11 protein-coding genes and 1 pseudogene are annotated in these 18,098 nt (G+C 74.5%); 7 read left to right on the top strand and 5 right to left on the bottom strand.

Annotated elements, in window-relative coordinates:
• Positions 1-14: 14 nt before the first annotated feature.
• Positions 15-1,274, bottom strand: a complete 1,260-nt coding sequence (locus tag AC0OO9_RS13465; RefSeq protein WP_484517491.1) for a polysaccharide biosynthesis protein — start codon at positions 1,272-1,274, stop codon at positions 15-17.
• Between the two features lie 116 nt (positions 1,275-1,390).
• Between AC0OO9_RS13465 and AC0OO9_RS13460 the strand changes: the two are divergent.
• Positions 1,391-2,926, top strand: a pseudogene (locus AC0OO9_RS13460) (MmpA family trehalose lipid delivery protein); the annotation flags it as partial.
• A 136-nt stretch (positions 2,927-3,062) separates the two neighbouring features.
• A complete protein-coding gene (locus AC0OO9_RS13455) occupies positions 3,063-3,257 on the top strand; it encodes a hypothetical protein (RefSeq protein ID WP_132238409.1) in 195 nt (64 codons plus the stop codon).
• On the opposite strand, the gene AC0OO9_RS13450 is transcribed toward AC0OO9_RS13455, so the two are convergent.
• A complete protein-coding gene (locus AC0OO9_RS13450) occupies positions 3,242-4,453 on the bottom strand; it encodes a glycosyltransferase family 4 protein (protein WP_484517490.1) in 1,212 nt (403 codons plus the stop codon). The genes AC0OO9_RS13455 and AC0OO9_RS13450 overlap by 16 nt on opposite strands.
• Positions 4,454-4,538: 85 nt before the next feature.
• Between AC0OO9_RS13450 and AC0OO9_RS13445 the strand changes: the two genes are divergently transcribed.
• Complete coding sequence (locus AC0OO9_RS13445; RefSeq protein ID WP_484517488.1) at positions 4,539-8,840, top strand: alpha-(1->3)-arabinofuranosyltransferase domain-containing protein; 4,302 nt, start codon at positions 4,539-4,541, stop codon at positions 8,838-8,840.
• On the opposite strand, the gene AC0OO9_RS13440 is transcribed toward AC0OO9_RS13445, so the two are convergent.
• Positions 8,732-9,931, bottom strand: coding sequence for an acyltransferase family protein (locus AC0OO9_RS13440; protein WP_484517486.1), 1,200 nt, complete (start codon positions 9,929-9,931; stop codon positions 8,732-8,734). The genes AC0OO9_RS13445 and AC0OO9_RS13440 overlap by 109 nt on opposite strands.
• A gap of 110 nt (positions 9,932-10,041) precedes the next feature.
• Between AC0OO9_RS13440 and pgfA the strand changes: the two genes are divergently transcribed.
• From pgfA to AC0OO9_RS13425, 3 genes are all read left to right on the top strand, one after another.
• Positions 10,042-11,163: a cell envelope lipid trafficking protein PgfA gene (pgfA, locus tag AC0OO9_RS13435; RefSeq protein WP_484517485.1), complete on the top strand. Its 1,122-nt coding sequence runs from the start codon at positions 10,042-10,044 to the stop codon at positions 11,161-11,163.
• Positions 11,164-11,577: 414 nt separating this feature from the next.
• On the top strand, positions 11,578-11,700 hold the full coding sequence (locus AC0OO9_RS13430) for a hypothetical protein (protein WP_484517484.1): 123 nt from the start codon (positions 11,578-11,580) through the stop codon (positions 11,698-11,700).
• 79 nt (positions 11,701-11,779) lie between these two features.
• A complete protein-coding gene (locus tag AC0OO9_RS13425; protein ID WP_484517483.1) occupies positions 11,780-13,228 on the top strand; it encodes a DUF6114 domain-containing protein in 1,449 nt (482 codons plus the stop codon).
• Between the two features lie 61 nt (positions 13,229-13,289).
• On the opposite strand, the gene AC0OO9_RS13420 is transcribed toward AC0OO9_RS13425, so the two are convergent.
• Complete coding sequence (locus AC0OO9_RS13420; RefSeq protein WP_484517482.1) at positions 13,290-14,960, bottom strand: DUF885 domain-containing protein; 1,671 nt, start codon at positions 14,958-14,960, stop codon at positions 13,290-13,292.
• A 214-nt stretch (positions 14,961-15,174) separates the two neighbouring features.
• Between AC0OO9_RS13420 and AC0OO9_RS13415 the strand changes: the two genes are divergently transcribed.
• Entirely contained in the window at positions 15,175-16,245 is a 1,071-nt protein-coding gene (locus AC0OO9_RS13415) for a DMT family transporter (protein WP_484517481.1), read from the top strand.
• Between the two features lie 732 nt (positions 16,246-16,977).
• Here the strand turns inward: AC0OO9_RS13415 and AC0OO9_RS13410 are convergent.
• Positions 16,978-18,048, bottom strand: coding sequence for a PHP domain-containing protein (locus AC0OO9_RS13410; protein WP_484517480.1), 1,071 nt, complete (start codon positions 18,046-18,048; stop codon positions 16,978-16,980).
• Positions 18,049-18,098 lie beyond the last annotated feature (50 nt).

Genomic DNA, 18,098 nt, shown 5'->3' with positions numbered 1-18,098 from the left:
CCCCCGTCTCCTGGTTATCCGTCCCGCACTGTGACATGTCCTCCCGCTTGGGTGGTAGTGGCCGTACGGGTGCGTTTCGACCTGCTGCCCCGTTCGTGGGCCAATGTCAGGAGTCCGATGGCGACGGCGGTGACCGCCGCCGTCGCCAGGGCTGCCCCGGCGATCCCGGCGACGGTCCGTGGCACGACGGTCGCGACGGCGGCCACGAAGATCGCCGTGGACGTCCACAGCGGCGCCGCGGGCCACCGGACCGACGCCGCGACCCGGGCGTTGACCAGGATGAACACGACCGCGTACAGGGCACCGGTGGCGGCGAAGACCGGGGCGTAACGACCGGCCGCGGCGTAGTCGGGGCCGCCGGCCAGGCGGAAGGCCAGCCCGCCCGCGAGCGCCGAACCGAGCACCAGCACCGCCCCGGCGCCGGCGACCAGGGCCAGCGCGGCGAGCAGGGCCCGCCGGTCCCCCTTGGCCAGGCGGGGCAGCACGATCACGGTCACCACCTGCGGCGCCCACAGCGCCCCCTTGGTCAGCACGGTGCCGACAGCGTAGGTGCCGGAGACGTCCGGCGGCAGGAAGCGGCGGGCGAGCAGGAGGTCGGCGTAGGAGACCACCAGCATCGCCAGGGTGGCGCCGCTGGCGGTGAGCACCGTCCGGGTGGCGAGGGAGGGCACGGCCGGGTCGATGCCTGCGCCCCGGTTGAGGCGCACCAGCAGCGCGAGCACCAGCACCGAGGTGAGCGCGCCGGCCAGCAGCGACCCGGTGAGCCCGCCGCCGAGCGAGAGCCCGGCCACCATGCCCCCGTAGCGGCCGGCGCCGAGCAGCGCCATGCCGCCGGCGAGCCGCAGGAAGCGCTGGTCGCCCTGCAACTCGCCGAGCCAGCGGCCGGCCGCCACGACCGCCACGGTCAGCACGCCGAGCAGCAGCACCGCCGGGGCGGTCAGCCGGAGCTGGACGGCGGCCACCGGCAGCGTCAGGGCGAGCAGCGCGGCGGTGACGAGCACCGTGAGCAGGGTCGGCCGGGCGGTGGCGGCGCGACCGTGCCGGGCCCGGTGCACGGCGACCGCGATCTGGAGCCCGGTGCTGGCCACGCCGCCGATCGCACCCAGCGCCAGGAGCGTGGCGAGCGCGCTCAGCTCCGCCGGATCGAGGTGCCGCGCGCCGAGGACGGGCACCACGTAGGCCAGCCCGTTGACGAACACGCCGGCGAGTGTCACCGCGACGCCGGCGGTGCCGAGCCCGGTCGCCCGGCCGGGCTTTTCCGAATCCGTACCCATCAACCGTCCCGTGTCGCCGGCACTCCCGGCTGTGCAACGGGCGCGCGTACAGTGGCGCCACGCCGGTGCCACGCCCGGTCAGCGTAATGAGGAGGTCAACCCTGCGGGAGAGGTCGATGCTCGTCGGGCTCGGGCTGGCCGTCACCCTGCTGGTGCTGGCTCCGCTGGCGGCACCCGGTTACGTGCTCAGCTACGACATGGTCTTCGTGCCGCACCAGCCGTGGCGCGCCGAACTCGTCACCCCGTCCGACTCGCTGCCACGGGCGGTGCCGTTGGACGCCCTGGTGTCGCTGGCGAGCCAGGCGGTGCCCGGGTGGCTGGTGCAGCGGCTGGCGCTGGTCGCGGTGCTGCTGCTCGCCACCGTCGGCGCCGGGTTGCTGGTGCCGGCCCGGCACGCGGTCACCCGGCTGGTGGCCGCCGTCGGATACGTGTGGACGCCCTACCTGGCGGAGCGGCTGCTGATCGGGCACTGGGGTCTGCTCCTGGCGTACGCGTCGCTGCCCTGGCTGGTGCTGGCGGTGATCCGGCTGCGGGCCGGTGGACGGTGGGCGCTGCCGCTGCTGGTGCTGGCGGCCGCCCTCGCCGCGGTGACCCCGACCGGCGGCCTCATCGCCCTGGCGGCCACCGTCGTGCTGGTGCCGCGGCGGGGCGGGGGCCGGGTCGGCGCGATCGCGATCGCACTGGTGCTGCTGCTGAACGCGCCCTGGCTGGTGGCTGCCGCCCTGACCAGGGCGGACGCCCGGACCGATCCCGACGGGGTGGCGGCGTTCGCGGCACGGGCGGAGAACTGGAGCGGGGCGCTCGGAGCCCTCGCCGGCACGGGTGGGATCTGGAATGCGCAGACCACACCGGTTAGCCGGTCGTCCCCGCTGGCGCCGCTGGCCACCGCCGTCGTGCTGGCCCTGGCGGTCCTCGGCTACCGGGCGCTGCGCCACCGGTGGCCGGACGGGTTCTGCCACCGGCTGGCCGTGCTGGCGGCCGGCGGGTTCCTGCTCGCCGCCCTGGGCGTGCTGCCCGGCCTGGGCACGTCGCTGGAGTGGCTGGTGGCCACGGTGCCGGGAGCCGGGGTGCTGCGCGACGGGCAGAAGTTCCTCGTCCCGTACGCCCTGCTGGTGGCCCTGGGGTTCGCGCTCGGCGCGGAACGGCTGGCCGGGGCGGCTGGCCGGGTCGGGCGGGCCGGCGCCGGCGCGGTGCTGGTCGGGGCGCTGGCGCTGCCGGTGGTGGTCCTGCCGGACCTGGCGTTCGGCGCGGCCGGCCGGCTGCGGCCGGTGGCCTATCCGGCGGACTGGGACGCCGTCGCCGCCCGCCTCGACGGCCAGCCGGGCGAGGTGCTCTCGTTGCCGCTGGGTGCCTACCGGGCGTATCCCTGGAACGGCGGCCGGACGGCGCTCGACCCGCTGCCCCGCTACGTCGACGCCGAGGTCCTCGTCGACGACACGCTCTGGGTGGGCACGAGCGAGGTGAGCGGGGAGAACCGGCGCGTCGCGCACGTGCGGCGGGTGCTCGACTCCGGTGCCCCGGTGCGGGCCACCGGGGTGCGCTGGGTGGTGGTGCAACGGGTGGCCGGCGGGCAACTGACGGACCCGGCGACGCTGGTCGGGCTCCGCGAGGTGTACGCGGGCGAGGACCTGACCCTGTACGAGAACCCGGCCGCGCGCTCCGGCGCGCGGTGAGCTGCCGAGGATTCCCCCTGGCAGGCCGGAATCGATCGTCCTCGCGGCCCTCCCCACCGACGCTACTTGGTGGTAACGTCCCGCGCACGCAGCTCACGAGGAGGAAGTCAGCACCATGCGCAGTGCTCTCTCGTTGGTTCTCGCCGGAGTGATCGCGGTCGCTCTCGGCGTCTTCGGGTCGGTGGCGCTGGCCACCACCCTCACCGGCACCTCGTCGTCCGAGGCCGCCAAGGCCGAGCAGGCCGCGCGGACCAGCTCGGACGGCGGTGGCGGCGGCGCCAACAAGCCGCTGGTCTACGGCACGAGGTAGGACGGCTCCACCGGTTCCATCTGCTCCGCCGGCACCACGCTCCGAACGTTCGCGGCCCTCGTCACGAGGGCCGCGAATTTTTCGCCCGAGATCGGCCAGGTGAAGCGGGCCGCGTGTGCCCGCGCCGCCGTGCCCATCGCGGTGCGCCGAGCGTCGTCGGTCAGCAGCAGCCGCACCTTGGCGACGAAGTCGTCGACGCCGTCGGCGAGCAGGCCGGTCTCGCCGTCGACGAGCGCCTCCTCGACTCCGCCGGCACCGCGGAACGCCACCGTCGGCGTGCCGACCGCCCCGGCCTCCACGATGGTCAGCCCCCAGCCCTCCTTGAGCGAGGGGGTGAGCGCGACCCAGGCGCTGGCCAGCAGCTCCCGCTTCTCGGCGTCACGGATGAAGCCGGTGAACCGGACCCGGTCGGTGACGCCCAACTCCTCGGCGAGCTGGCGCAGCTGCGGCTCCCACCAGCCCTGGCCGGCGACCACGAGGGTGAGCCCGGGCAGCTCGCCGGTGAGCCCGGCAACCGCGTGCAGGGCCAGCTCGACCTGCTTGTGCGGCACCAGCCGGCCGAGCACCACCAGGGACGGCTGCGGGGTGCGCGGCACCGGCCCCACCGTCATGTCGGGGGTGCCGTTGTGCACGATGGCGACCCGGGACGGGTCGATGCCGAGGGTGGCCAGTTCCCGTCGGGTGGCCGCCGAGACGGTCACGTACTGGCAGCGGCGGTAGACGCGCGGGGCGAGCCAGGACTCGACCCACCAGCCGAAGCCGGCCAGCCAGCGGCCCAGCACCACCGGCCACTGCTCACGGTGCACGTGGTGCACGAGTGCGATGACCGGCCGGCGGGCGTACAGGGCGGACAGGAAGGGCAGGCCGTTGCCGACGTCCACGATCAGGTCGGGGCGACCGCCCCGGCGCCGGGTCAGCGGCCCGAGGCCCAGGGCGCCGGCCAGGTAGACGAGCGCGGCACGCAGGTAGACGGTGTGTCGGCCGCCGCGCCGCAGCACGCGTACGCCTGCGGCGGTGACCTCCTCGGCGGGGCCGGCGGAGTGGGTGGCGCAGAGCAGGGTGGCCCGGTGGCCCCGGCGTACGAGTTCACCGGCGATCCGCTCGACGTACACCTCGGAACCGCCGCCCTCCGGGTTCCGGGTGTCGCGCCAGTTGAGGAAAAGTACGTGCCGGGTGGCGGCAGGCGGTGCTTCCACACTTACTCCTACTGCCGAGTAGTCTTCGCGTCGCGTCACACTATGGGCTTCGTCACGGCCCCCGCAATGCCCGATCGGAGGCGAAATGCAGCAGGCGCCGGCCCGCCCGGAGCTGACCGACCGACCGGACGCCACATCGAGAAGGGTGTGGCGTCTGCGCTTGGTCGCGGTCTGTCTCGGTTTGTCGGCCCTGGCGTTCCTCCAGGACCCGGGCATGATCGTCATCGACACCAAGGTGGACCTGGCGGTCGATCCAGCCGGATGGCTGAGCCGCGCCCTGCACGTCTGGGACCCGGACGGAACCTTCGGCCAGCTTCAGAATCAGGCGTACGGCTACCTCTGGCCGATGGGCCCGTTCTTCCTGCTCGGCGAGGTGCTCGACATCCCGGCCTGGGTGGTGCAGCGGCTCTGGTGGGCGCTGGTCATGACGGTGGCCTGCACCGGCGTGGTCCGGCTGGCCGAGCGGCTGCACATCGGCACGCCGGCCGCCCGCCTGCTCGCCGGGGTGGCCTTCGCGCTCTCCCCCCGGCTGGTCACCGAGCTGGGCCCGATCTCGGTGGAGGCCTGGCCGAGCGCCCTCGCACCCTGGGTGCTGGTGCCCCTGGTGGGGCTGGCCCAAGGCGGCTCCGTACGCCGGGCGGTGACCCTGTCCGCGCTGGTCGTGGCGTGCGCCGGCGGCGTCAACGCGACGGCGGTGCTGGCCGTCGTGCCGCTCGCCGGTCTGTGGCTGGTCGGCCTGCACCCGTTCCGGCTGCGGATCAGGGCGCTCGTCGCCTGGGGGCTGGCGGTGGGTGCCGCCACCGCCTGGTGGCTGGTGCCCCTGCTGCTGCTGGGCCGGTACAGTCCGCCGTTCCTGGACTACATCGAGACGGCGCCGGTCACCACGGCCCCCACCGACATGACCACCGTGCTGCGCGGCGCCTCGCACTGGCACGCGTACCTCAACGGCGCGTACGGGCCGCCCTGGTCGGCCGGCTGGCGGCTGGCCACCGAGCAGCCGCTGGTGGTCGCCACCCTGGTGGTGGCCGGCCTCGGCCTTGCCGGCCTGGCCCGGCGCGGGATGCCGCACCGGCGCTTCCTGGTCACCGGCCTGCTGGTCGGGCTGGCCCTGGTCGGGCTCGGCCACGTCGGCGCTGTCGACGGGTTCGGCGCCCAGACGCAGCGGGACTTCCTCGACGCGGCCGGCGCGCCACTGCGCAACGTGCACAAGTTCGACGTGGTGCTGCGGCTGCCGCTCATCCTCGGGCTCGCCCACCTGCTGGGGCTGGTGGCACGGGCGGCCCGGGCGGGCGACCGGCCCGACGTGAACCCGGGCCTGCCCCGCCTGCTCCAGCCGGTGCGGCTGCGCGCCACGCTGGTCACCGGCACCGCCCTCGTGGCGGTCGCCGGGGTGGCCGCCCCGGCGCTGGCCGCCGGACTGCCCGCGCAGGGCAGCTTCCGGGAGGTGCCCGGCTACTGGCACCAGGCGACCTCCTGGCTGGACAGCAACCTCGGCGACGACCGGGTGCTGGTGGTGCCCGCCGCCCGCTTCCCCCGCTACCTGTGGGGCAGCCCGAGCGACGAGGTCACCCAGCCGCTGTTGGAGAGCCCCTGGGCGGTACGCAGTTCGGTGCCGCTCACCCCGCCGGGCACGATCCGGCTGCTCGACGCCGTCGAGTCGGCGCTGGCCAACGGCGAGGGTTCCGCCGGGCTGGCCGACCTGCTCGCCCGCTCCGGCGTGCGGTACCTGCTGCTCCGCTCCGACCTCGACTACGGGCGCTCGGGCGCCACCCAACCGGTGGTGGTCCGGCAGGCACTGCAACGCTCGCCCGGCATCCGCCCGGTGCGGGCCTTCGGACCGGAGGTCGGTGGCGGCCAACTGCCCGGCAACTTCGTCGACCACGGCCTGGACGTGAAGGTCCGGGCCCTGGAGGTGTACGAGGTCGCCCAGCCGGTCAGCCCCGTCGTCGCGTACGACGCGAAGGGCCTGACGACAGTGGTGGGCGGGCCGGAGTCGCTGCTCCAGATCGCGGCGGCCGGCCGGCTCTCCGACGCCCCGACGGTGCTCGCCGGGGACCGGCCGGCGGGGCTGACCGACGGCCCGGTGGTGCTCACCGACGGGATGCGCCGGCGCGAGGTCGCGTTCGGGCAGCCGCACGACAACGCCTCGGCGACCATGACGTCGGCGGACGAGGCGAGGCTCGGTGCGCCCGCCCGGGACTACCTGCCGCCGTGGGGCGAGGGCCAGGCCTCCACCGTGCGCTACCTGGGCATCGGGTCGGTCACCGCGTCGAGTTCCTGGTCCGACGCGCAGCCGCTGGTCGGCGGCCGGCCGGCGCACCAGCCGTACGCGGCGCTCGACGGCAACCTCGCCACCGCCTGGCGCTCGGCGCCCGGGACGGTCACCACCGCGCAGTGGCTGGAGGTGGAGCTGACCGAGCCGCAGGTGGTCCGCGAGGTGGGCGTCGTCTTCGACACCGGCGCCGACTCCCTGCCCACGAAGATCACCGTCAGCGCCGGCAACCAGCAGGCGGTGGTGGAAAACCCGGGCCAGAGCGTGCAGGTCACCGTGCCCGCCGGCTATCCGACCCGGCGGGTGCGGATCTCCATCGACGAGGTCTTCGACATCCGGGCCGGCTTCGGCGGCGTCGGCATCGCCGAGATCACCATCCCGGGCGTGCGGGCCGAGCGCACCCTGGCCGTGCCGGCGCCCCCGGCGACCGCCGCTCCGGCCTCCGTGGTGCTCACCGCCGCTGCCGGCGCCGCGCCCTGCGTCTTCGACGAGGGGCGGCCGATCTGCGACGGCGGGCTCGTCCGGGAGTCCGAGGACGGCGACCGGATCGACCGGACGCTGAGCCTGCCGGTCGCCGCCGGCTACGACGTCGCGCTGCGGGTGCGCCCGCGTGCGGGCGGCACGCTGAACGCGCTGCTCGACGGCGGTGGCGCGGCGGCCGTCGCGCGCGGGGTCAGTCCGGTGGTGGCGGCCTCCAGCGTCGGCGTCTCCCACCCCGCGGCCCGGCCGGGCGCGGTGGTCGACGGCGACCCGGCGACGACATGGTACGCCGCCAGCTCCGACCGGCAGCCGTGGCTGCGGCTGACCTGGCCGAAGGCCCGCCAGATCGCCGGGCTGAAGGTGACCCTGCCGCCCACCGCGGCGGCGGCCCGCCCGTGGCAGGCGACCGTGATCGGAGACGGCGGCATGCGCGGCGGCGTCTTCGACGAGGGCGGCAGCCTGGTCTTCGACCGGCCGCTGAAGACGGACGAGATCACCCTGCTGATCTCCGACGTGGTGCCGGCCAACACCTTCGACCCGTACCGGCGGCTGTCACAGAGCCTGCCCGTCGGCGTCGGCGAGCTGACCGTGCTGCCGGACGGACCGGTGCCCCGCAACGACCCGGAGGCGCGCGTCACGCTCCCCTGCGGCAGCGGGCCCACCGTGGAGGTCGGTGCCGTGCGGCGCCGGACGGCGCTGGTGGCCAGCCGGCGGGAGCTGGCGGAGCTGCGCGAGGTGGACGCCCTCCTGTGTGGCGCCGGAGCGAAGGATCCGCTGCCGCTGGCCGGCGCAGAGGTGCGGGTGGTGGCGGCGGCGAGCCGCCTGGCTACGCCCACCCGGCTCGTCCTGACGCCGCACGCCGTGGTCCCGGGGTCCACCGACGGCAGCGCGGCCGGCTCGGCGGGCGTCGCCGGCTCGGCGCAGGTCCCGGACGCCGTGCAGACCCCGGTCCGGGTGGACGGCTGGTCGGCCACCCGGCGGTCGCTGCACCTGGACGGGTACCCGGGGCAGCGGGTGCTGGCCCTGCGGGAGAACGCGAACGCCGGGTGGGAGGCCACCGCGGGCGGCGAGCGACTCACCCCGTTCGTGGTGGACGGCTGGCAGCAGGGCTGGCTGGTGCCGGCCGGGTTCTCCGGCGAGGTGCTGCTGCGGTTCGCCCCGGACGACGGGTACGCCCTGGCGCTGGGCGCCGGCGCGATCGCGCTGGGCGGGGTCGCGCTGGCCGCCCTGCTTCCGGGCCGGGGCGTGCCCGTGCCGGCGACAGGACCGCCGCGTCGACGCCGGCACCGGCTGCTCGCCCTGCTGTTCGGCGGGACTGCGCTGCTGCTGGTCGGCGGCCTGGCCGCGGTCGCGGTGGCGCTGCTGGCGGCGGCCGGCGTGGTGGCCGGCCACGCGCTGACGCCGCACCTGCACCCACCGGACCGGCGTCGGCTGTACCGGATGGCCGGGCGCTGGCTGCCGGTGGCCTGCTTCGCGCTGGCCGGCTGGTACGCGGTGACCCGGGGTGGGCACACCGACGCGGCGCCTCAGTTGGCGGCGGTCGCCGCCGTGACGGTGCTCTGGTTCTCCCTCGTGCTCCCGCGCCGACGCGGCCGGGGAGCGTTCCAGCGCTGGAAGGGGCGCTCGACGGCGTAGTAGCTGATGGCGGCGAGGACCAGCCCACCGGCGACGGTGAGCAGGAAGATCTCGCCCGTGTCGCCGGTGAAGTTCGGCCGGTCGCCCACGATGTAGACCCCCTCCAGCACGAACGGGTGCCAGAGGAACAGCCCGTAGGACACCCGGCCGAGCCACCGGCCGACCGCGCCGCCGAGGACGGCCTTGGTGCGGGTGGCCGGCCCGAACGCCACCGGCAGCACCACCATCACCGCCACGAGGGCGTACAGCGCCATCTTCAGCCCGAACTCGGCGGCGGTGGGCTCGGCCAGGTCGCGGGGCCCCACGATCGGCGTGGTGGCCACGGCCAGGGCGGCCAGCGCGACCGACCAGCAGGCCAGCGGTGCGGCGCCCAGGTCGTCCAGCCACCGCCAGCGGTGACCGGTGCCGGTGCGCAGCGATACGTGGACGGTCGCCAGCGCCATGCCGGCGCCGAACCAGCCGGCGTACGAGGGCAGCCACATGGTGTGCAGGCCCAGGTCGAGCAGGCCTGATCCCATCAGGGCCACCCAGCCGGCGGTGATCGCCAGCCCCGCCGCCACGATGAGGACGGTGGACCGGCCGGGCCGCCAGCGCCGCCGCATCAGCAGCACGGCGAGCAGCGGCAGCAGCAGGTAGAAGGTCGCCTCGGTGGCGAGGCTCCAGGTCTGGCTCAGGCCGTGGCGCAACTGCCGGGGCTCGTAGATCTGGGTCAGCGTCAGGTGCCGCCACCAGTCGCCGGCGGAGGCGGGCTGATTCTGCGGCAGCACCAGCAGGCAGACCACCACGGTCAACCAGTAGGCGGGCAGGATGCGGGTGGCGCGGCGCCACAGGTAGCGCCGGGCGGAGGGGGACCGCTGCCCGGTGGCCGACGAGTGGGCGTACGGGCGGAAGAGCAGGAAGCCGGAGAGCACGAAGAAGATGGCGACGCCCACGTCGAGGCGGGACAACCAGCTGCCGAGCCCCGAGTCGCCGGTGTTGGCACCGGTGGCGAACCCGACGTGGTGCCCGACGACTGCCAGCGCGCCGATCACCCGTACGGCGTCCAAGGCGGGCAGTCGGCGGAGGTCGTGATCCGGAGTTGGGGCAGACATCAACCGTCCAGAGGGTCGCGTGAATATGTAACCCGGGAGTAACCTGCGGCCAAGTTTAGGGACAGGACCGCTCGCCGGACACCGGCTGACTGTCTTTGTTAGGAGGATCAGTGAAGGCTCGTCTGGGCGCCGTGCTGTTCGGGATAGGCGTCTTGTGTCTCGTGCTCGCCGCGGGAGCGGCGTTCTTCGTGGCACCGACGGTGACGAAACTGCCGTACGACCTCAAGTTGTGCAACGCGGAGGGCAAGCCGGACGGCTGCCTGAAGCCGAGCGTCGCGGTGGCGGAGAACGCCAAGTTCCTGCAGCTCAAGAAGGACGCCCCGCCGACCGTGCAGACCGGCAGGCTGGAGTCCACCACCGAGGTGGCGCCGCAGGCCGGCAGCACCGAGGCGGAGATGACCGGCGACCTGGAGGGCAAGGCGGTCGTCTGGGGCGCGTACGGCACGGTGAAGTGGGTCCAGACCGGCGAGGTGATCAGCCAGTACTCAGCGGAGTTGGCCCTGGACCGGAAGACCGCCGCGGCGGTCGACTGGGACAAGCAGTTCCTCCAGGCCGACGGCCCGGAGGGGCCGAGCGAGGTCACCTTCGGTGGTCAGACCTACAAGTTCCCGTTCAACACGGAGCGCAAGGACTACGAGTACTTCGACCGTGACCTGCGCAAGGCGCTGCCGATCCGGTTCGACGGCACCGAGAAGATCAACGGCACGGAGGCGTACCGGTTCCAGCAGGTCATCGAGGAGACCGACCTGGGCATGCCGGCCGAGCGGGTGGGTGCCCTGCTCGGGGCGTTCGCGCCGGGCGCGACCAGCGGCAAGGTGATGTACAGCAACACCCGCACCATCTGGGTCGAGCCGGTCAGCGGCAACTTCGTCAAGGTGCGCGAGCAGCAGAAGAAGACGCTGGTGCCGGACCAGGGCGCGAGCACCCCGCTGCTGGACGGCGACTTCGTCTACACCGACCAGACGATCGCCAACAGCGTCGAGTCGGCCGGGAAGAACCGCGACAAGCTGCTGCTGATCGGGCGGACCATCCCGCTCGCGCTGACGGTCGTCGGCGCGCTGGCGCTGCTCGTCGGGCTCTGGCTGGTGCTGGCCGGACGCCGGGCCACCGCCGCCGCGCGGCACCGCGCCGACGGCGACGCCGACGCTGCCACGGCGCCCGCGCCACGGGCGTCGTCCGAGCAGGTCACCTCCGGGGCGCCCGTGCATGACGGCGAGGCCGGGCGCCGGTAGCGGACGCCTCGGCCGGCGTCCAGGTGTGGGCGTCGGTCACCGGCAACCAGTTGACAGGCCGCCACCGTCGTCCCCGTCCGGGGGCGACGGTGGCGGCCTGTTGTGCAGGAGGCCTCGCCGTTACTGAACCGTAACCTGAATCGCTGCTCGTCACGGACGGTCGTGCTCGAAGGGTGACGTGCCCGGTTTGCGCGAGAATCATTGATCAATGTCCATGGGATCGGGGGTCCGGTTGCGTTGGCTCACTACTCCGCGTGACCTTGGTTGTGGCGGTCGGCGATCCGGGTCTTGTGACCTGCGTCTTCGCGCGGCATCATCGTCCCAGTTCCCTACTCACCGGTAACTGTGGCAGCCCGGTGCGGGGCTGTCGCCAGTCGACCGGCGACCCGCGCGAGATCCCCGAGGGGAGGAACCGTGCAGGACCGGTTCGACGACCAGGGCCGCCACCGGTGGCGGCGCTTTGCCGCGCTGCTGGTGCCCGACGGGACACCGCGCCCCGTGGCGATCTCGGGCGTCCGCAGCGCCACGCTCTTCTGACCTGAATTTCGGGACCGCGGCGGTTGTGCTCCGTGGGTCCGTTCCAGCTCCGTCCCCTCTGGCCCGCCAGGAGGCGTACGTGACGACCGACGATCCGCTGCCCGCGTGGCCCGGCCGGTTCCGCGAGGCGTGGCGCGGCTTGCGCCGCTGGCGGCGGGTGCGACCGTTCCGGGGCGACCTGCTGACCGGTCTGGAGATCTCCGGTACCACTCAGATGTCGCTCGGCAATCCCACCTTGTCCGCCGTGCCGGTGCCCGCCGAGCCAACCTCGGTGGAGACTGGGCCTGTCGAGCCGGTGCGGGCGGACGCCGAACTCGTGTGCGCCGCCGTCGGCCCCGCCGAGCCCGTGCCTCCCGGCACCGTGCCGGCCGGCAGGGGACCTGCCAATGCCATGTCGGCGGCCGAGTCGATGCAGTACGACGCCAGGCCGCGGGACCTCCGTCCGTACGCGGTGCTGCCGGTGCTGCTCGGCCTTGCCGCCGCCGTGGGGCTCGCCGCGCCCGGCCCGACGCCGGTGCGCGCCGTGGCGCCGCCGACTCCCGCCTGCCCCACCACAACTCCCGGCCAGGGCGGAACGCAGCCGGCCCCGAGCGGCACGCCGGCCGGAACGCGACCCGCGCCGAGTGGCACGCCGGGCGCGTTGCCGGCCCCGCCCGGGACGCCGGCCCCGCCCGGGACGCCGGCCCCGCCCGGGACGCCGGCCCCGCCCGGGACGCCGGGCCCGCCCGGGACGCCGGGCGCGACGCCGGCCCCGACCACCCCCGGCCCGTTCCCGTCTACGGGCGGCGGAGGCGACGCCGGGCGCGACATCCTCGACGGCATCGGTGACCTTTTCGATCGCGGCTGGCAGGACGACGAGGAACTGGCCCCCGGGGCGACGCCGCCGTCCACGCCGGGCGTCCGTCCCACGGTCACGCAGAGCGTCCGTCCCACGGTCACGCCGAGCGTCCGTCCCTCGGCCACGCCGAGCGTCCGTCCCACGGCCTCGGCCCCGGGTCGGCCGGCGGCACCCGGCCGGGGGTGCGCCCCGGCCAGCCCGGAGCCGAGCCGACCCGGGCAGGTGGTGGCGGGCAGGCCGCTGCCCCGGATCGCCGCCGACCCGGGACAGCCGGTGGTGGCGGCGGTCCCGTCGAAGCTCACCGGGTCGAAGGTGACCATGGACGGGCTGCGGTTCGAGGGCATCGTCGACCTGCCCACCGCCGACGGCAGCCTGAAGGCACTGAAGTTCACCATGGACCGCGCGGTCACCGACGAATTCCTGCTCCGTGCGCCCGCCCCGGCCGGCCGGACGATGCGGTTCGCCACGGACCGGCTGACGGTGCAGGGGGACGTCGCCTTCTACGCCACCCGGTTCGTCGGGCGGCTGCTCGGCGTCAAGATCACGCTGACCCCGGACCTGCCGTTCCCCGACGGCCTGCCGATCACGTCACCTGTTCCGATCACCTTCACCGAGCCGGTCATGGAACTGGCGTTCGTCGACAGCGACACACTGACCGCCACGCCGGCATTGAAGCTGACCCTCTCCTGACCTCACCCCACCACCACCGACGGTGCGGGGCCGGTGTCCCACCGGCCCCGCACCGTCGACCTCAGAGGCGGGCGAGCGCCTTGCGCAGCGGGTCGAGCCCCAGCGAGCCGAGGTCGAGCGCCTGCCGGTGGAACTCCTTGAGGTCGAAGTCGGCGCCCTTGCGGGCCTTCGCCTCGTCACGGGCCTGGAGCCAGATCCGCTCGCCCACCTTGTAGGAGGGGGCCTGCCCCGGCCAGCCGAGGTAGCGGTTCAGCTCGAAACGCAGGTTCTCCTCCGGCACCCGGCAGTGCGCCCGCATGAACTCCCAGCCCAGCTCCGGCGTCCAGCGCTCGCCGGGGTGGAAGCCGAACGGGTTGTCCTTCGGGATCTCCAACTCCAGGTGCATGCCGATGTCGACGATCACCCGGGCGGCCCGGAACGCCTGCCCGTCGAGCATGCCGAGCTTGTCGCCCGGGTCCTCCAGGTAGCCCAGCTCGTCCATCAGCCGCTCCGCGTAGAGCGCCCAGCCCTCGCCGTGCCCGGAGACCCAGCAGAGCAGGCGCTGCCAGCGGTTGAGCAGCTCGGCCCGGACGGCCGTCTGCGCGACCTGGAGGTGGTGGCCCGGCACGCCCTCGTGGAAGACGGTGGTCACCTCGCGCCAGGTGGAGAAGTCGGTGACGCCCTGCGGCACCGCCCACCACATCCGCCCCGGGCGGGAGAAGTCCTCGCTCGGGCCGGTGTAGTAGATCGCGCCGTCACTGGTCGGGGCGAGGCAGCACTCGATGCGGCGTACCTGCTCCGGGATGTCGAAGTGGGTGCCGTGCAGGTCGCCGATGGCCTTGTCGGCGAGCGCCTGCATCCAGTCCCGGAACGCCTCCTTGCCCCGGATCGTCCGGGCCGGGTCGGCGTCCAGCGCCTCGACCGCCTCGTCGATGGTGGCGCCGGGGCCGACGATCCGGCCGGCCACCGCGCGCATGTCGGCCTCCAGCCGGGCCAGTTCCTCGAACCCCCAGGCGTACGTCTCGTCGAGGTCGACCCTGGCGCCGAGGAAGTACTGCGAGGCCAGCTCGTAGCGCTCGCGACCCGCGGCCTGCTTCTCCCGGCCGAGCGGGGCCAGCTCGGTGCGGAGGAACTGGCCGAACTCGGCCGTCGCCGCGGTGGCCGCCGCCGCACCCCGCCGCAGCTCGGCGCCGAGGGTGCCGTCGGCGCCCAGCCGCTCGACCAGCCCGTGGAAGAAGTTGTCGCCGTCCGGATCGACCCAGATGTCGCACTGCTTGGCGACCTCGACCAGCTGGACCCGGGCACTGACGTGGCCGGCGGCGGCCGCCTCGCGCAGCGTCGCCTTGTAGCCCTCCAGGGTGCTCGCGAAGCGGTTGAGCCGGGCCGCCACGTGGGCCTTGGCGTCGTCGCCCTCGGTCGGCATCAGGTCGAAGACCATGCGGACCTCGTGCAGGCCGCTGGAGATCACGTTGACCTCGCTGCTCGCCTCGCCGGCGTCGTAGCGGGCGAGGTCGAGGCCGAGCCGCTCCTGCATGGCCTCCTTGGCGGTCCGCTCCGCCTCCGACTCCGGCTCGGTCACCTCCAGGTCGGTCAGCGTCCGCCGGATCAGCTCCGCGCGGGCCGTGTACCCGTCGGGTGACAGGTCGTCGAGCTGGTCGTCGTAGCCGGCGATGCCGACATAGGTGGCGCCGATCGGGCTCAGCGGCGCCCACTCGGCCACGTAGCGGTTCGCGAGGTCATCGATTCGTCCCACGCTGCGACCCTACGTGAGGGCACCGTCAAGTTGTCGAACGCGTTCTGCGTGTTCAGGCCGGCAGGCCGGCGGGGTCTAAGTCGCTCGGGAACGGCAGGTCGGCCGAGAGCCACCGACCGCCGACCGCGCTGGCGGCGGGCGGGTTCTGTGGTGGTCGACACGGCGTGGAGAAAGTCGCGGGACTTCGTCGTACGGCTGCGGCAGAGTGTCAGGGGTGACAGTGGATTCCACTCCTGACCGGGCGGTGCTGCGGAGCTGGCTGCCCGGGTTCCTGGCGCTGGCCGCCATCTGGGGCTCCAGCTTCCTGTTCATCAAGATCGGCATCGGGGAGCTGCATCCACTGCACCTCACCCTCTACCGGGTCGCCGCCGGCGCGGTGACCCTGCTGTTGGTGCTCGCCGTGCTCCGCGACCGCCTGCCCGCCGAGCCCCGGGTGTGGGCGCACCTGACCGTGGCCGCCGCGTTCGGCGTCGCCGTGCCGTTCACCCTCTTCGGCTACGGCGAGCAGCGCGTCGAGTCGATGCTCGCGGGCATCTGGAACGCCACCACCCCGCTCATCGTGCTGCCGCTGGCCGTGCTGGTGTTCCGCACCGAGCGGCTCACCATGCGCCGGGCGGTCGGGATGGCGCTGGGCTTCGCCGGGGTGCTGGTGGTGCTCGGGGTATGGCAGGGGGTGGGCGGCGCCCACTTCACCGGGCAACTCATGTGCCTGGGCGCGGCCGCCTGCTACGGCGTCGCCATCCCGTACCAGAAGAAGTTCGTCGCGGGCAGCGCGCACTCCGGACTCTCGCTCTCGGCGGCGCAGCTCCTGGTCGCGACCGCCCAGCTCGCGGTCGTCGCGCCGTTGGTTGCCGGGGCGCCGCCTGCCCCGACCGGCCTCTCGGCCGAGGTGCTCGCCAGCGTGCTCGCGCTCGGGGCGCTCGGCACCGGCCTCGCCTTCGTCATCAACCTGCGCAACATCCGGGTCGCCGGGGCGAGCACCGCCTCCACCGTGACCTACCTGGTGCCGGTGTTCGCGGTGCTGATCGGTGCCCTGGCCCTCGACGAGCGGCTCACCTGGCACCAGCCGGTGGGCGCGCTCATCGTGCTGTCCGGCGTCGCCGTCTCACAGGGCCTGATCGGCCGTCGCCGGCCCGCACCCGCCGGCCTCACCGAACCGTCCGCGCCCGCCGGCGTGATCGAGTCGACCACGGTCGCTGCCGCTGCCGTCGCGCCGGTCGCTGCCGTCGTGCCGGCCGGCGTCGCCGCGCAGGCCGCGCCGTCCGTGCCGGCTGCCCGCCGCTGAGCGACCCCGCCCATCGCCCGACCTCCGCCCTTCTTCCGTCGCTCGTCGCCCGGCCTATGCCCGCTGCCGGCTGCCCGCTGCCCGCTGCCGGCTGCCCGCTGCCCGCTGCCGGCTGCCCGCTGCCCGCTGCCGGCTGCCCGCTGCCCGCTGCCGGCTGCCCGCTGCCCGCTGCCGGCTGCCCGCTGCCCGCTGCCGGCTGCCCGCTGCCCGCTGCCGGCTGCCCGCTGCCGGCTGCCCGCCGCCCGTGGCCGGTGCCTCGGCGGACGGGTGGACGGGTGGAACACCATGGGTGTCAACGCCGGCCTTTGACAGCCATGGTGTTCCACTCGTGAAGGTGGCGGGACATGCCGTGGGCCGGCGACCTTGAGGAACGGCGCGGCCCGTCGCCGCACGCGCCGCCGCTTCGCACCCGTCCAGACGCGGTCACCGCTCCGCCGCCCGTCAGTGACGGCCGGGCAGCGTGTGAGGCCGGGCCGCCTACTGAGGCCGGGCGGCGTGTGAGGCTGGGTGGCGTGTCCGGCTGGGTGGCGTGTGAGGCCGGGCGTTGGGGCTGGGCCGCGTGTGAGGGTGGCGCTTGTGATGGCCGCGCCCCGGCCACCGGCGTCCGTGTGATGCGGTCTCATGTACGGGGCAGCTCGACAGCGTCCGTGGTGTCATCCCCCTGGTCGCCGGCGTGTTGCCGGCGAGGGGCCGATCCGCCAGGTCGAGCGGGCAGGTCGAGCGGGCAGGACCTCAGCGGGCGGAGCGGGCCCAGTCGACCAGCCGGTCGGCGTCCCAGGTGTTGACCACCCGGTCGGCGGGCACCCCGCACAGGGCGGCGCGCTCGCAGCCGAACCGCTGCCAGTCGAGCTGCCCGGGCGCGTGCGCGTCGGTGTTGACGGCGAAGTCGCAGCCCGCCTCCAGCGCCCGGCGGATCAGCCGCTTCGGCGGGTCCTGCCGCTCCGGCCGCGAGTTGATCTCGACGGCCACCCCTCGTTCGGCGCAGGCGGCGAAGACGGCGTCGGCGTCGAAGTCGCTCTCTGCCCGGGTACGCGGCCGGTGCGCCCGGTCGCCCGGCCCCTTCACCCCCGCCGGCCGGGACGACACCATCCGTCCCGTGCAGTGGCCGAGGATGTCCAGGTGCGGGTTCGTGATCGCGGTCAGCATCCGCCGGGTCATCTTCGCCCGGTCGTCGTTCAGGCCGCTGTGCACCGAGCCGACCACCACGTCGAGGCGGGCCAGCAGCTCCTCGTCCTGGTCGAGCGACCCGTCGGCGAGGATGTCCACCTCGATGCCGGTCAGGATCCGGAAGCCCTCCGGCAGCGCCTCGTTGACCTTCGCCACGTGGTCGAGCTGCCGGCGCAGCCGGTTGGCGGTCAGCCCCCGGGCCACCTTCAGGCGGGGCGAGTGGTCGGTCAGCACCACGTACTCGTGGCCCAACTCGACCGCCGCGAGCGCCATCTCCTCAATGGGTGAGCCGCCGTCGGACCAGTCGGAGTGGGTGTGGCAGTCACCGCGCAGCGCGGCACGCAACGCGGTGGCCGCCTCGTCCAGGTCCGTGCCCTCCGTGGCGAGCAGCCGCCGCAGGTAGACCGGCTCCTCGCCGGCGATCGACTCGGCCACGCAGCGGGCGGTGACGTCGCCGACCCCGGACAGCTCGGTGAGCTTGCCGGTGCGGGCCCGTTGGGCCAACTCCGCCGCCGGCAGTGCGGCGAGGGCCGTGGCCGCCGAGCGGAACGCCCTGACCCGGTAGGTCGCCTCGTTCGCCCGCTCCAGGAGGAAGGCGATCCGGCGCAGGTCGGCGATGGGGTCCCGGGCGCTCATGCCATGGAAAATACGCCTCCGCGCCGCCGGTCGCGTGACGACCGACGGCG

Source organism: Micromonospora sp. USAFONa4 (assembly GCF_057197825.1).
This window is presented reverse-complemented; position numbering and strand designations above follow the sequence as displayed.